Here is a 15,525-nt window from a genome sequence, read left to right on the forward strand (position 1 = left end):
TTTAATTACCTCATTTCACTTTTTGATATTCACTAATAAAACTTGTTGTATAGTCGCCTTCTTGGAATGCATTCGTTGAAAGAATATCAATCAAAAACGGCAGATTTGTTTTAATACCTTCAATTTCTACCTTTTTAAGATAATTGTGCAGTTGAATTACTGCTTCTTTTCTTGTATTAGCCGTAACAATCACTTTCGCTAAAAGTGGATCATAAAACGGTGATACAACCCATCCATCATAAAGATGCGTATCAATACGTACACCAATCTCCTCTGGGAAGTTACAGTGTTGAATTGTTCCTGGTGATGGGAAGAAAGTTTTAGGATCCTCAGCATATACCCTTACTTCGATAGAGTGACCATTCATTTCTACATGAGTTGGACGAATTGGAAGTGCTTCACCAAATGTGATACGGAACTGCCATTCAACTAGATCAATTCCTGTAATTCCTTCCGTTACACCGTGCTCAACTTGTAATCTAGTATTCATTTCTAAGAAATAAATATTTTCTTTTTCATCAACTAAAAATTCAATTGTCCCCACGTTTACATATTTCATTTGATTAGCAATCGTAAGGGCATATTCTTCCAGTTTCTTTCTACCTTGTGGAGAAAGGAACGGTGATGGTGCTTCCTCTACAACTTTTTGGTTTCTTCTTTGAATTGAACAATCCCTTTCAAATAAGAAAACAGCGTTGCCATGAGTATCAGCAGCGATTTGTGCTTCAATATGTCTCGGTTTAATAATCGCTTTTTCAATGAATACATCATCATTCGCAAAAAATTGAAGTGCTCTCGTTTGTGTTGTTAAAAATTCTTTTTCTAGCTGTGCTTCGTTTTCGATTAACTTCATACCAATACCGCCGCCACCACTAGAAGCTTTTAACATAACAGGATACCCAATTTGTTCTGCTATTTCTCGTGCTTCTTCAACCGATTGAATTGGATGAGAATTTCCTTTTATTAACGGAATGTTTAATTGCTCCATTATTTGTCTAGCTCTTATTTTTTCGCCCATCATCTCTAAATGCTCTGGCTTAGGACCAACAAATAAAATACCTGCTTCTTTACATTTTCTAGCAAAATCACTATTTTCTGATAGGAAGCCATATCCAGGATGAATTGCTGTTACATTATTTTCTTTTGCAATTTGTATAATTAAATCTGCGTTTAAATACGTGTCTTTCGTATGATTTCCTTTTAAAGAAAAAGCTTCATCACTTAACTTAACATGCAAACTTTCTTTATCAGCATCTGAATAAACTGCCACAGTTTGATAACGAAGCTTTTTACATGTTTCGATAATTCTACATGCGATTTCCCCGCGGTTTGCAATAAGTATTTTGATCATATTCTCTCTCCTTATCGACATCCTAATTGACGTGCAATTACCATACGTTGAATTTCTGATGTACCTTCACCAATTTCAAGTAACTTAGCATCACGCACTAAACGCTCGATTCCATACTCCTTCATATAGCCATATCCACCATGAATTTGTAATGATTCATTCGCAATTTTGGAAGCGATTTCAGATGCGTATAACTTAGCGAATGCCGCTTCTTTCGCAAACGGTTTTCCATTGTCTTTTAACCACGCAGCTTTATGCACCATATTTCTCGCTAACTCAATTCCCATTGCCATATCAGCTAATTTAAATTGAATAGCTTGGAAACTAGATAAAGGTTGTTTAAATTGTTTACGTTCTTTCGCATATACTAATGCTTTATCAAAAGCCTTTTGTGCTATACCTACTGCAAGTGCTGCAATTGAAATTCTACCACCATCTAATGTATATAAGAATTGGCCAAAACCTTTATCAGGATTGCCAAGAATATTTTCTTTTGGAACACGTACGCCATCTAAAACGATTTGAGTCGTATTAGAAGCACGGACACCCATCTTGTCATAAGGATCTGTAATTGTTAATCCTTCTGAGTCAGTTGGTACGATAAACGCACAAATATTTTTCTTTCCTTTTTCATCAATAGAAGTATAAGCAGTTACGATAATTGTGTTAGAATACTGAGCATTTGTGATCCAGCATTTTTCACCAGTAATCACATACTCATCACCTTCTAAAACTGCTTTTGTTTGTGTTCCACCAGCATCAGAACCCGCATTTGGCTCTGTTAAACCGAAAGCTCCAAGTGTTTTTCCTTGCGCCATTGGAGCTAAGTATTTTTGCTTTTGTTCCTCTGTACCAAAATAGTAAATTGGAGAGGCACCTAATGAACATGTTGCAGCAAAACTTAAACCTGTTCCTCCACATGCACGCCCTATTTCCTCTACAGCTAACGCATAACTAATTGTATCGCCACCGCTACCGCCGTATTCTTCAGGGAACGGAATTCCTAATAAACCTAATTCACCCATTTTTTTGAACGTTTCAATCGGGAATTTGCTATCACGATCAAGTTCCTCTGCAAAAGGCTCAATTTCCTTTGCCGCGAAATCTCGTACCATTTCTTGAATCATTTGCTGTTCTTTAGATAATAAAAAATCCATGTGTTAGTCACTCTCCTTTTAATATTTAGGTACGTTTTAAAAAACGTAAGAATGCCTCCAACTGCAGCAAATAGCAGTGGAGTCCCCTATCTCGTGTATAAGAAATAAATATTTTAGTCTTACAATTGATAATATTCGCTATTTTCTACCATTTTCCTTTAATCTATGTTCGACAAATTGAGACAAGAGAGGAAATGTTAGGAAAAGTGGAAGGATGGTGGAAATTTAGTCCAAAGTACAATTGAACGGGGGATTGCAAATAAGAAGTTCATTAGTGCAAATAAAACAGGAAATGTTGCAATTAAACGGCATAGTGCAAATAAAAATGGCAAATCTGCAATTAAAATGAAAAATTACCCATGCCAGTTAGGGTATTTTACACTAAAAATCGTATTACAGTTGTTCTTTTCAAATGGAAAACTAGCAAACTTGCTTTGATTCCTCCTATATCAGTACAAATCTACCAATGTTAATTAAATAATAATGAAAAAAGGGCCAAGGATGGCCCCTTTTTCATTTCTCGCTAAACTCCAATTAGTCAGGACACTAATTACATTATTGGCTACTGCAATGAACGGAACATAACTCAAAAAAAGGCACCTATCCATCAATAACGATGAAATAGATACCCCAGATACTAATTTATTATTTTTTAACCAGCACACTCAAATGTTCAGCAGCCGATTTAATATCTTCTTTCCCTAATATCGCAGAAACAATCGCAACACCATCAATATTTGTTTCCATTAATTGTGAAACATTTTCTTCATTAATCCCACCAATTCCTACGATTGGAATTTTTATCGCTTCACGTATGTTTCGTAATTCGTCTAGTGTTAAATACTTCGCATCTAATTTTGTACTTGTTGGGTATACCGAGCCAATTCCAACATAATCCGCACCTTGTTCCTGCGCAAGCATTGCTTCTTCTAATGTTGTTGCAGAAACGCCAATAATCATGTCTTCTCCAACAATCTTTCTAGCTACGGTTAAAGGTAAGTCTTCTTGTCCGATGTGTAATCCATCCGCTTTAATTGCCAAAGCGATATCTAAACGATCATTAATAATCAATGGAACATTATATTTTGAAGTTACTTCTTTTACTTGCATAGCAATTTTGTAAAAGTCTAGACTACTACAATTCTTTTCTCTTATTTGTACGATTGTTGTTCCACCTTTAATTGCTTCCTCAACAGATTGAACTAAATCTCTCGATCCTAATACATCTCGATCCGTTACTAAATAAAGCTTATAATCTATTTTACTTTTAGTTATAGCCATTCGATTTTCCCCCCTGTTAGAAGTGTATCAACAGAAGCTTTAGATACTTCATCAAATAAGTTTACTTTAAATGTGCCAATTCCTTGTCCTTCAGTTAAGCGAGCCTTAGCAAGCTCTCCACATAGTCCCATTGTAGTAATACCGGAAACAGCTGCTAGGAAATAATCATTCGTTGCACCAGCATAAGTTCCAATTAATGATGTACTCATACATCCAGTTCCAGTTACATCAGCTAGCATTTTATCCCCATTTGAAATGGTACATACTCGGTCTTGTTCTGCAATAATATCTACTACACCTGTAATTGCAACTACTGAGCCTAATTTCGCTGAAAGAGATTTCGCAATTTCAACACCGTCTTCTTCACCAGCTACAGAATCAACACCTTTAATTTGAACATTTAAGCCAGCAATCATTTTAATCTCTGACATATTTCCACGAACTACTGCAAAACGTACTTCTTTCAATAGTTTAGCTGTCGTTTCTGTACGTAGAGTTGTTGCTCCTACACCAACAGGATCTAATATTACTGGTACGCCTAATTGATTAGCCTTTTTACCAGCTTTAATCATTGATTGAATTGTTCTTTCATTTAATGTTCCAATATTAATAACAAGTGATGAAGCAAAAGATACCATTTCTTCTACTTCGGCTAAATCATCGGCCATAACTGGAGATCCACCTAGAGCTAACACCATATTTGCACAGTCATTTACAGTTACATAATTTGTAATGTGATGAACTAAAGGCTTTTTCTCTTTCACGCTTTCAAGAATTTGACTCATTTCATTCATAGTTAACATTTTTTTCTCCCCCGATTCGCTTTGGAACAAGCTTATTAATAACAAACTGGACAACTATATAAATCACACAAATTAAAATCATACTTGGAACAGTAGCTCCAAGGAAGAAATCTAATTGGACAAACTTGCGATAAATGAAAACCCCTAAAATCCATGTAATAAATGCAAGCCAATCAATTTTCAACGATTTTCTTATATTTGTTCTTTTTAGAATAAAGTAATCTGTTAATAAAATTGCGTACAACGGTGCAAAAAAAGAACCTATTGTATATAAGAATCCTTCATATTTCTCGATTGGGAAAATAACAGCCAATATTGTTCCAATAGCGGTAACGATAAGAGCTATATGTTTTCCATTTAGCTTCGGAAAGATAGTTGTAACTGATATTCCGGCAGAATAAGCATCCATGAAAGTAGTTGTAACAGTCGCTAAGACGACGATACCAACTGCAAATAATCCTAGATTTGCACTCATTAAAACAGCAACCGGGTCTACTTCATTAAATGCTAACGCTGCGCCTAATCCAATAATATACATCCAAGAGCTACCAAACATATAACCTATAAAACTACCAATTGCACCATCCTTTGTTGTCTTTGCAAATCGAGTATAATCACTAATTAAGGGAATCCAAGATAATGGCATAATCACCGACAATTCAACTGCTTCTCCAAAAGATAATCCAGAAGTGCTTGGTTGAGTTAAGATTTTACCACTTTTAAAAATGACAAAACAAAGCACAATTGTTAAAACAAATAGTAAACCAACCGCTAAACTATTAAGTTTTTTAGAAGCATTTTGTCCAAAGTACAACCAGATTGCGATTAATACTCCAATTACTAAACACCAAACCCATAGGTGGTCAAACCGATAATCTTTTATTGTAACTAAATTGATTGAGCGAGCTCCAGTTAAAATCATAATTGCTGTCCAGCCTAGTAACTGTAGAACATTCAAAATCGAAAACAAATAGCTACCATAGTTACCAAATGAAATTTTTGTAGATTCCATGGCTGACAATCTTTGCTGTGAACCAATGACTCCACCTAAAATAAGCAATAATGTTCCAAGTAAATGCCCTACTAAAATGGCCGTCATACCTTTCTTAAAACCTAGTGGTGCTACTAGGGCACCAGTCATAATTTCTGCTACAGAAACTGCCGCACCAAACCACAGTGTTGTAAAGTTCCACTTCGTCATTTTTGCATTTTGATTAGACATATTGAACTCCTGCCTTTTGATACAATGAGTAAAAATGATGTACAGGACCTACCCCTTTTCCGATTGAAAAGGAATGTTGGATTGCTAATGTTATATAGTTTTTCGCCTCTCTAATTGCCTCATTTAATTCAAGTTCATTTGCTAAATTAGATGTAATGGCAGAAGATAAAGTACAACCTGTACCATGGGTATTAATTGTATTGATCCTCACGCTATTAAAGCTTGTGAACTCCTCACCATTAAAACAAATATCAGTAGCTTCCCCTTCTAGATGACCACCCTTTACAAGGACGTTCTTAGCACCTAATGAGTGAATTTGAATAGCAGCTTCTTTCATCTCTTCAATCGTTGTAATTTTTCTACCAGTAATAACTTCTGCTTCAGGAAGATTTGGCGTAATAACAGTTGCTAACGGAATCAACTCTTGAATTAAAACTTCCTTTGCATCCAGACTTAATAAGTCAAATCCGCTTTTTGAAACCATAACTGGATCAACTACGATTTGCTTTGGTTTATATTGCTTTAGTTTCTCAGCAATGACTTTAATCGTCTCTATTTGAGATACCATTCCAATTTTTACAGCATCGACTTCAATATCAGTAAAAATTGCATCTAACTGACTAGCAATAATCTCTGGTGTCATATCTTGTACTGCAAACACTCCTTGCGTATTTTGGGCTGTTACTGCTGTAATAACACTCATTCCAAATACACGATGAGCTGAAAACGTCTTTAAATCCGCTTGAATACCTGCACCACCACTTGAATCAGAGCCTGCTATCGTTAATACTTTCTTCAATTTTCTTCCCCCTATTTCATGAATAGAACTCTTTGATCTTACAGATAGAAGATGAAACTTGATTTTAAATACAAAAAAGCACAAATCCCATAAGGACTTGTGCTCGAACAAATCAATGTTATGAATACAAAATATGCATTCTACCGTTCACTTTCCTACGCTGGCATTATCCAGATCAGGTTAAAGGGTCAAAGACTTCCCGTGTCTTAATCTCAGCCGAACATTTACGGCACCCCTAGTACTATTCAATTTTTTAAGTTGATTACTTTATCATCTTAATGAATCCTTCTACTTTATTCAAGTATTTAGACAGATTACTTTAATTTTAATCTTTTCTAGTTAACGCTATATTTCTATTTTTGAATAATTTGTATCACAATTTGAACTACAAGTTTTTGCGATTGAGCAAGAACCACATTTACCTTTTTTTGTTTTCTTTACATATCGTAAAAGTGTCCACCCTGCATATCCAAAAATAAGAGCCCCTATTATAATATTGACAATCATAAGTAGATACCCCTTTCTTTAGTAGCCTAAGAGACTTCCAACTTGATAGATAATTAGCGCTAATATATACGCAATAACTAATGCATATCCAACTGAGAAATACGTCCATTTAGCTGAACCTGTCTCTTTACGAATTGTCGCTACAGTTGCAAGACATGGTACATACAATAAGACAAATACCATAAAGCTAAAAGCAGAAAGTGCAGAAAACTGTGTTGACAATATTCCTTGTAAAGAATTTGCATTCGGCACATGATAGATAATATTCATGGCAGATACGACAACCTCTTTCGCTAAAAATCCTGTTAGTAAAGAAGCACCTGCTTGCCATGTCCCGAAACCTAAAGGTGCCAGTATTGGTGTAAGTATTCCGCCAATCATTGCTAAAAAGCTATCATCCATCGAAACACCTAAACCACTTGGTCCCATATAAGATAATAACCATATTACTACAGAACCACCAAAAATAAACGTACCTGCTTTTCGAATAAACCCTTTACCTTTATCCCATGTGCTTCTAAACAAAGCTTTACCTTGTGGCATACGGTACGGTGGGAGTTCTACGACAAATAATGAAAACTCACCCTTTAATATAGTAGATGAAAAGACCTTAGCTAATACTAATGCAACTACTATTCCGAGTATATACAGTGAAAAAACAACTATTGCTTGATTTTTCGCAAAAAACGCGCCAACGAATAGTGCATATACTGGTAAACGCGCCGAACAAGACATTAACGGTGTTAACAAAATGGTGAGTAATCTCTCTCTAGGCTGTTCAATCGTTCTAGCAGCCATAACTCCGGGTACATTACAACCAAACCCTATAATCATAGGTATAAATGCCTTTCCTGTTAAACCAACCATTTCCATCGAGCGATCCATTACTAAAGCCGCTCGAGACATATATCCAAAATCTTCAAGGAATGATATTAATAAAAACAAAATAAAAATTTGTGGAACAAAGACTAAAACTCCACCAACACCGGCAACAATACCGTCAAGAATAACTGCTTTTATAAAATCTGATGCATGTATTGCATTTAAACCGTTTGTTAGCCAGTCTGTTACATGTCCTGATAAAAAACCATCTAATGCGTCAGATAAAGGTAACCCCAACCAATCAAAAGTAAGCTTAAACATTAAAAACATTGTCACTAGGAAAATAGGAATACCCAAAATTGGGTGTGTAACAAATCGATCAATGCGATCAGTTAAAGTAACTGCTTCATTAGATTCTTTCTCTACAGATCTACCAATTAAATTTGAAATCACTTCTTTTCTTACAGAATAAATCCATTTTGAAGGTGACACGCCGTGTTCACTGTTTAATTGTTCCTCTGTTATGCTAATTACTTGGTCAATTTTACTAAAATCGTAGGATGAAGCTATAAATTCTATTACCTCTTTATTGTCCTCTAAGATTTGTATTGCAGTCCATCTTTTAGGAATAGATAAAGTTGAAGGTAATAGAGCCATAATATTTTTAATACCGTCTTCAATAATTATTCCATAATCAATTTCAAACTCAACTTCAGATTGAGGAATTGTCTCTATTAATTCATTTACCTCGTTTGTTCCCTTACCCGATCTAGCATCAATTGGAATAACTGGTACTTGTAATATCTTTGAGATACTAGAAGGATCAACTGAAATCCCTCTCCTTTTAGCAACATCAACCATATTTAGACCAATAATCATTGATTTATTAAACTCTAGAAGTTGAAGAGTGAGCATTAAATTTCTCTCTAATTGAGCAGCGTCAACAATATTAATCATCCCATCAAATGTTTCATTTACAAAAAAATGTGAAACAACGGCCTCATCTTTTGAAAGAGGGCTTAGAGAATAGATACCTGGTAAATCAATTAGATTTCCAAGTTTATTTTTAATAGTCCCTACCTTTTTTTCAACGGTAACCCCACTCCAATTTCCTACGTATTGGTATGTACCTGTTAAATTATTAAATAGAGAAGTTTTTCCTGTATTTGGATTTCCAATAAGCGCTATATTTAACATATTTTTTCTACCTTTATCCCTGATGCATCTAGAAATCGAATGCCAAGTGATTGTCCGCAATTTTCAATCATACAAGGTCCCTTGAACGGCATTGTACATTGTAAGCAGACCATAGACCCTTCACTTATCCCTAGATCTAAAAGACGTCTCTTCACTGCCTCACCTAGTGATGACAAATCTGTTATTTTAGCTTTTTCGCCTTTTTTTAATTCTGAAAGTAACATAAGTGATTCCCCCGGATCAAAACTTATTATATATAAACAATTAATAATGATAATCCTTATCAATATCTATATCTTAAGTTAAGTCAAGTTAATTGTCTACCTGCTTTTATGAAAAGGTTAACTTAAGAAAAAATTCTCAAAATTGAGTGAATAAAACCAAGAAAAAACCTACAAAGATCATTCAATGTAGGCTTTTTTGGAAAACAATGATTAATTAATTGTTTATTATTTTAGATCTTTAACTTCTTTTAATACACTTTCTAATTCGTCACCAGCTTGGTTAAGTGTATCTGCATTCAATGGGGTTACTTTTACTCCTGCTTCAATAATATGAAGTGGCGTTTCAACTTTTTCATAAAGTGATTTGTCTTTATCTTTTACTGAGTCTTCGAATTTTTCCCATGATTTTTCAAGTGCTTCTCCGCTATCTTTCGCTTTTGCTTCATCATTATTCGAAATTTGTGTTTTTAATTCTGAAATCGTTTTGATCATATCATCAGAACCAGTTTTAATTGCATCGTCTGTTTTCGTTCCACATGCAGATAAAGTTAAAGATAGTCCTAAAGCCATTGCTACTACTAGTTTTTTGTTAGATAACATTTTTCGTTCCCCCCGAATTTTTACTACTTTTTTTATTGTTTTTATTTGAGAATCTATTATAAATCACTGCAATACAAGCTATTAATAACAAGATCATTTGGGGTATAAAGCTCTCCCAAGTTGAATAAATCGCAAAGAAATCAATTGTTGGAATAGGAGCTTGCGTCGCCGGAAGTAATCCAGATAGCTGTAAACCATGAATTCCCATACCCGCAAATTTAAAGCATAAATAGAACATTAAAATACTTGAGACAAGGAAAAACGGTCTCATTGGAATTTTTAGGCCAACCTTTAAGATTAAGTAGCTTAGTATTGCTAAAATTGCAAATCCTAACCCAATTCCTATTAATAAAGTTGATAGCTTAATTGAAGATGCCATTCCAATAAAGAATAGTACAGTTTCAGTTCCCTCACGGAAAACTGCTAAAAACGCAAGAATTGACAAAGATAATAAACTACCTGTATTTAATGCTTTATCACTCTTAGTTTTAATATATTGTTGCCATTGCTTCGTATTAGATTTGCTATGTAACCAGTAACTCATATATAAGAGCATGACAGCAGCAAATACTCCAGTCCAGCCTGCGATTAAGAAGTTATTACTTCCAAAAGCACCTGCTGAGAATAAAATGTTTACGATAACACCTAGTATGATACTGACACCTAATCCAGCTCCAACACCAAACCAGATCCACTTACTTTTCTTTTCTTGTCCAGACTTTTTAATAAAACCTAGTAATGCTACAACTACTAGTAATGCTTCTAAGCCTTCTCTAAGTAAAATTGTTATAGCATCTAACATTGTATAACTAGTTTTAGACGCTAATGGTAATAGATAATCACGCATATGTGTGATTGTTTTTGTAGCCGCTTTCACATCAGGCGTTTTAGCAGTTAGCATTGCATATGAAGTAACCATATCTCTTTCAGCGTCAGTGTAAACTGTTTGAGATTGTGTTAATACAACACCTTCAATATTGATCCAAGATTTTCTAAATTGATCAATCTCCGAAGTTGCTCCTGATACATTATTATCTTTTAAATCTGATAATGCTTTGTTTAATATTTCGATTAAATCTTCAACACTACCAGTACTTTTTGAATCTAATTTTGAACTAGCGAACTGATGAGAAATAAACTTTTCATTTACCTCTTCTAATTCTTTAAGTGCAGTAACAAGTGCACTTTGATTCACTGTTTTTTGAGCTAGGTTATACTGAACCATTCCCATAGCTTCCTCGATTTTGCCATACGCATCAATCGATTTATTTTTTATTCCATCCTCTTTATCAAGCCACTCGTCGTTGAATTTTTTATATTCCTGCTCAGCAGATTTAAAATCTCCTTTTTGAGCAGATTGGATCGCACTTTCTACAAAAGAATTTGCATGTGTTAAATCCTCTTCAGGGCTTGCAGCAAAGGTTTTAAATGGTAAAACTAGTAATAGTAAAGCTGTTAAAGTTACTTTAATAAGAGTCTGCTTCATCGTTGATTTTCCCCTTAAATATAAATGATAATCATTATCACCTCTTGATAATAAGGCTATTTCAGATTTTAGTCAATCATATTTTTATTAACTATTTTTAATGTTTGTATCAATATTCGGCAAAATAAAAAAGCAAAAAGGATAAAACCTTTTGCTTCAGTGTGTAATACAGTTCAAAATCATATTCAGAATGTTTGAAAACCTTGCCTTTTAAGCGGTCATTAGTTAGATGAAGTAACCAAAACCTTCTGTTCAATATTTAAAATTTTATAAAGTTCATCTAGTTTTTGTATTTCATAGGTTGGAACTACATCTGAGTCATTTGAAAGCATTTTTGGATTGACCCAGCAAGTATCAATTCCTGACCCTGCCCCACCAATTATATCCGCGCTAAATGAATCTCCAATAATCAATGTCTTATCTAATTCAATGTTTGGAATTCGATCAAATACATATTGAAAGTATTCTTTCATCGGTTTTTGATAACCAGTATCCTCAGAAACGAAAATGTCTTTAAAGAAAGGATAAATACCCGCCGCATTCAAACGTTTATATTGTGTCTTTGAAACTCCGTTTGTGACAATATATAATTCGAACTCATGCTGAAGACTTGTAAGTAATTCATATGCACCTTCAACTAATTGATTTCCCTCTCCTAAATAACTTTGGTAAGATTGTTCCAGCAGAAAACCGTCAACTTCAATACCAAACTCTTTAAATAAGGTTGAAAAACGTGTGTTCACCACATCATCCCGACTTATTTTACCTTCTTCAAATGACTTCCAAAGTCCATGGTTAATCTCTTTATACCTTGATTTGATTTCATCTGTTAATGGTATATTTTGATCTATAAATAGAGATTGTAATGCTACTTTTTCCGCTGCACCAAAATCTAATAATGTATCATCTACATCTAATAATAATGTTTTGTATGTTTTCATAACATTTCCCCATCTCTATTTATTTAATTCATATTTTACTAGATTGATTTTTAACTAGCTTAATACGTTTGAAACTTATTCCGCTTAATTTAAAAATTAATATACCACTTATTATAAGCAAAACACCAATTAGATGCTTAGGAGAAAACGGAACTTTCTCAAGACCTAGCCATCCCATAGAATCAAATAACATTGCAAAAAATAATTGAGATGTGAGAACAATTGATATCGCATAAGTTGGTCCAAGAATTTTAGTACTATTCGTTAAGCAGAAAACAACACCTACACCGACTATTCCGCTAATCCAATACCAATTTTTCATATTATGCAAAACAAATAATTCCTTACCTTCAAATAAAAGCCCCATTCCGAAAGAAGCTAAAAAGCCCATTCCTAATACAAATGTAGTTGTTACCCATATTCCCGCCCGTTCATTAACTTTACTATTGAATATATTTTGTAAACCAATTAGTGATCCTGCTATTAAAGATAATATTAATCCATAAAGCATAAATTGCACCTCCAAAAAATTTCTGTATGATTCCTAAAACTATCATTCGTATATATTATTACTTGCAAGAATACTCAAACCGGCTCGATCTTTAATAAGGATACTCCCTTTTTTTCGCTCTACTAGGTCATCCTTACAGAACTGTTGAATAACTCGATTAACATGTCGATAACTCGTTCCGATTAGATTTGCTGCGTCTTTAAGATTGATTGGATTTAAATTATCGTTTTGTAAAGAATTCGCTTCATGGTATGAAACCGATAATAAGTAACTTGCTAGTCTAACTTCTACTGGATACATTAAATTAAAGCTCATTGAATTCGACTTAATAAGAAACTTTTCCGTTATGATTTCTAATAAGAATTGAAGAAACGGTGCATAGTCTTTACCAAATTTTTTTAACCAGTGATAATCTACAGCAATCATCTCAACCGCAGATATGGCTTCAACCGTATTTATATAGTTAGAGCCTCTTACATATTCAATATCTCCAATTAATTCAAGAGGCGTCTTAAATGATAGAATTAATGTTTTACCCTCCGCTGAAGAAGTATAAACTTTGATTTTCCCTTTTACTAAAATAAACAAATTTTTTGGTGAGTCTCCTTGAGAACAAATAAGGTCTCCTTGCATGAATTGTTTAAGAGTCATATGAGCTTTTAAATCCTCATTAAAAACTGCTTCAATATTATGTTCAGCTAAAAAATGATTAATTTGTTCAATATCACTAGTGATTTTCAAGTTAACTTCACCTCCTGTAAATTTACTTTTAAGAACCTAACACAATCACACCGATCAACATCATACCAATTCCAATAAATTGTGACGGACTAATAGTAAGCTTTTTGACTCCGAACCACCCTCTACTATCAATGATAAATGTTAAACTTAGCTGTGCGATTAAAAGAACAGAAATTGAAAATGTCACACCAATAATATGAATTGATGTCACATTACAAAAGATAACAAATGCTCCAAGTGCCCCACTTAATAAATAAATTGGATTCACTTTCTTAACTTCAGCTAATTTTTTATCTTTTATTAATAGTAGTACGAATAAAGCTACAATAAAACCTGTAAACTGTGTAATTGTAGCTGCTTGCCAAGTACCAATATCACTGCTAATTTGTGAATTTGCAACCCCTTGTAGTGTAATGAATGCTCCACCAACAATTGCTAATAAAATTCCTTTCATATTTTTCTCTCCTGTCATATTGATTTCTTCATTATTAAACGATATTGGATGGTTGTTTGGGAAGGACATATGTCCTAGAGAGAAAAATGAACATACTCTTCAATTGTGGAAAACTTTTTTAAATTATATAAATTTCTATGGATAGTTTGGAGTTATATTTTTTTGGAGTTAGTTTTTTGTGGATACTCCGCTATTATGTGGAAAACTTCCCATAAAAATGTTGAGAACTGTAAAATTAGTGGATAGTTTGTAGTTGAGTTTTTTAGGAACAGTCTATTTTTTGTGGATACTTTTGGATCATTTTGAAATATTTGAGGTACTGCAAATAAAATTCGATAATCGCAATTAAAAATGTTGTATCTGCAATTAAAATTGGTAAATCTGCAATTAAAATTATGAAAATCGCAATTAAACGCTAATAATACCCATACCGCTTACCGTATTTTAGATGAAATCCCACTAAAATCAGATGATATTATCAATCTTAATCAATCTTTTTCATCTAAAAAGCTTAACACAGACTAATTATTAACTAGATTCCGTTATATTTCAGAGCTTAGCAAGGTTAAGTTCAATAAAATACCCCAAAAATTACATGAAAAAATCAGGCCACTAATTAATATAGCCTGATTCACTTTTTATTAAATTACTTCTTCACTTACTAAACTTGATTCCATTAAAAGTTTAATTTCATTGATCTTATTTTGATTAAATAAATCAACAATTTTACTACCAACAATGACTCCATCACAATCTTGGCTTAATTCCTTTACTTGTTCTGGGGTAGATACACCGAATCCAGCTATTACAGGTTTATTACTAATTTCTTTAACACTTTTTAAAAAGGATGATAGGCTATCGTCTAGCTCATTTCGAACACCAGTAATCCCTTTTACTGTTACTGTGTATAAGAAACCTCTTCCTTTTTTAGCAATTTTAATGATTCGATCTTTTGGCGTAGCCATTGTGACTAAACGAATTAGTTCTACTCCAAATTCTTCAAGTTGATGAATGATAATTTCTTCTTCTTCGATTGGTAGGTCAGGAATAATACATCCGTCCACTCCTGCTTGCTGAAGGTCCGATACGAACCTGTCAATTCCATAAGCTAAAATGGGATTCATATATGTCATGACGATTAAAGGTACAGAAATTAATTTACGAACTTCTTTTATTTTTTCAATTACAGCTTTTAATGTTGTACCAGCTTGTAATGCTCGAATTCCCGCTTGTTGAATTACTGGTCCGTCTGCTACTGGGTCTGAGAATGGTATACCTATTTCGATTGCTGATGCGCCAAATTTTTCTAGTAAAGCAAGTCTTCCCCCTAATACTTCAAGACCACCATCTCCTGCCATTACATAAGGAATAAATAGCTTTTCACCTTTTTTTAGTCGTTCTGAAAATTGGAATTCAATTCGATTCATTA

The 15,525-nt window shown here is 33.7% G+C and carries 16 protein-coding genes and 1 riboswitch; all 16 genes read right to left on the reverse strand.

Annotation, left to right across the window (positions count from 1 at the left end; translation table 11 throughout):
- Positions 1-10: 10 nt before the first annotated feature.
- Positions 11-1,351: an acetyl-CoA carboxylase biotin carboxylase subunit gene (locus CN946_RS02020; protein WP_098859681.1), complete on the reverse strand. Its 1,341-nt coding sequence runs from the start codon at positions 1,349-1,351 to the stop codon at positions 11-13.
- An 11-nt stretch (positions 1,352-1,362) separates the two neighbouring features.
- The gene (locus tag CN946_RS02025; RefSeq protein WP_098859682.1) at positions 1,363-2,508 is read right to left on the reverse strand and encodes an acyl-CoA dehydrogenase family protein; all 1,146 of its coding nucleotides are present in this window, start codon (positions 2,506-2,508) and stop codon (positions 1,363-1,365) included.
- Between the two features lie 645 nt (positions 2,509-3,153).
- Entirely contained in the window at positions 3,154-3,789 is a 636-nt protein-coding gene (gene thiE / locus CN946_RS02030) for a thiamine phosphate synthase (RefSeq protein ID WP_098859683.1), read from the reverse strand.
- Entirely contained in the window at positions 3,780-4,592 is an 813-nt protein-coding gene (thiM, locus tag CN946_RS02035) for a hydroxyethylthiazole kinase (RefSeq protein ID WP_098859684.1), read from the reverse strand. Before thiM ends, thiE begins: the two co-directional genes overlap by 10 nt.
- Positions 4,576-5,814: a putative hydroxymethylpyrimidine transporter CytX gene (cytX, locus tag CN946_RS02040; RefSeq protein ID WP_098859685.1), complete on the reverse strand. Its 1,239-nt coding sequence runs from the start codon at positions 5,812-5,814 to the stop codon at positions 4,576-4,578. The genes thiM and cytX overlap by 17 nt, the downstream gene beginning before the upstream one ends.
- Positions 5,807-6,613, reverse strand: coding sequence for a bifunctional hydroxymethylpyrimidine kinase/phosphomethylpyrimidine kinase (thiD, locus tag CN946_RS02045; RefSeq protein WP_098859686.1), 807 nt, complete (start codon positions 6,611-6,613; stop codon positions 5,807-5,809). The genes cytX and thiD overlap by 8 nt, the downstream gene beginning before the upstream one ends.
- Positions 6,614-6,748: 135 nt before the next feature.
- Positions 6,749-6,860, reverse strand: a riboswitch (TPP riboswitch).
- A gap of 98 nt (positions 6,861-6,958) precedes the next feature.
- Positions 6,959-7,120: a FeoB-associated Cys-rich membrane protein gene (locus CN946_RS02050; RefSeq protein ID WP_098233419.1), complete on the reverse strand. Its 162-nt coding sequence runs from the start codon at positions 7,118-7,120 to the stop codon at positions 6,959-6,961.
- A gap of 18 nt (positions 7,121-7,138) precedes the next feature.
- The gene (feoB, locus tag CN946_RS02055; RefSeq protein WP_098859687.1) at positions 7,139-9,139 is read right to left on the reverse strand and encodes a ferrous iron transport protein B; all 2,001 of its coding nucleotides are present in this window, start codon (positions 9,137-9,139) and stop codon (positions 7,139-7,141) included.
- A complete protein-coding gene (locus tag CN946_RS02060; RefSeq protein WP_097975109.1) occupies positions 9,133-9,363 on the reverse strand; it encodes a FeoA family protein in 231 nt (76 codons plus the stop codon). Before CN946_RS02060 ends, feoB begins: the two co-directional genes overlap by 7 nt.
- Positions 9,364-9,588: 225 nt before the next feature.
- On the reverse strand, positions 9,589-9,963 hold the full coding sequence (locus CN946_RS02065) for a hypothetical protein (RefSeq protein WP_098859688.1): 375 nt from the start codon (positions 9,961-9,963) through the stop codon (positions 9,589-9,591).
- Positions 9,953-11,449 carry an FTR1 family iron permease gene (locus CN946_RS02070; protein WP_098859689.1) on the reverse strand — a complete coding sequence of 499 codons (1,497 nt, stop codon included), beginning with the start codon at positions 11,447-11,449 and terminating at the stop codon, positions 9,953-9,955. The genes CN946_RS02065 and CN946_RS02070 overlap by 11 nt, the downstream gene beginning before the upstream one ends.
- A 221-nt stretch (positions 11,450-11,670) precedes the next feature.
- The gene (locus tag CN946_RS02075) at positions 11,671-12,390 is read right to left on the reverse strand and encodes a YjjG family noncanonical pyrimidine nucleotidase (RefSeq protein ID WP_098859690.1); all 720 of its coding nucleotides are present in this window, start codon (positions 12,388-12,390) and stop codon (positions 11,671-11,673) included.
- 28 nt (positions 12,391-12,418) lie between these two features.
- Positions 12,419-12,901, reverse strand: a complete 483-nt coding sequence (locus CN946_RS02080) for a DMT family transporter (RefSeq protein ID WP_098859691.1) — start codon at positions 12,899-12,901, stop codon at positions 12,419-12,421.
- 42 nt (positions 12,902-12,943) lie between these two features.
- Positions 12,944-13,642, reverse strand: a complete 699-nt coding sequence (locus tag CN946_RS02085) for a Crp/Fnr family transcriptional regulator (RefSeq protein ID WP_098859692.1) — start codon at positions 13,640-13,642, stop codon at positions 12,944-12,946.
- Between the two features lie 28 nt (positions 13,643-13,670).
- Entirely contained in the window at positions 13,671-14,096 is a 426-nt protein-coding gene (locus CN946_RS02090; protein WP_098859693.1) for a DMT family transporter, read from the reverse strand.
- Between the two features lie 641 nt (positions 14,097-14,737).
- Entirely contained in the window at positions 14,738-15,523 is a 786-nt protein-coding gene (trpA, locus tag CN946_RS02095; RefSeq protein ID WP_098859694.1) for a tryptophan synthase subunit alpha, read from the reverse strand.
- Between the last annotated feature and the right edge of the window lie 2 nt (positions 15,524-15,525).

It is taken from the genome of Bacillus sp. AFS053548 (assembly GCF_002575105.1).
Lineage (GTDB): Bacteria > Bacillota > Bacilli > Bacillales > Bacillaceae_G > Gottfriedia.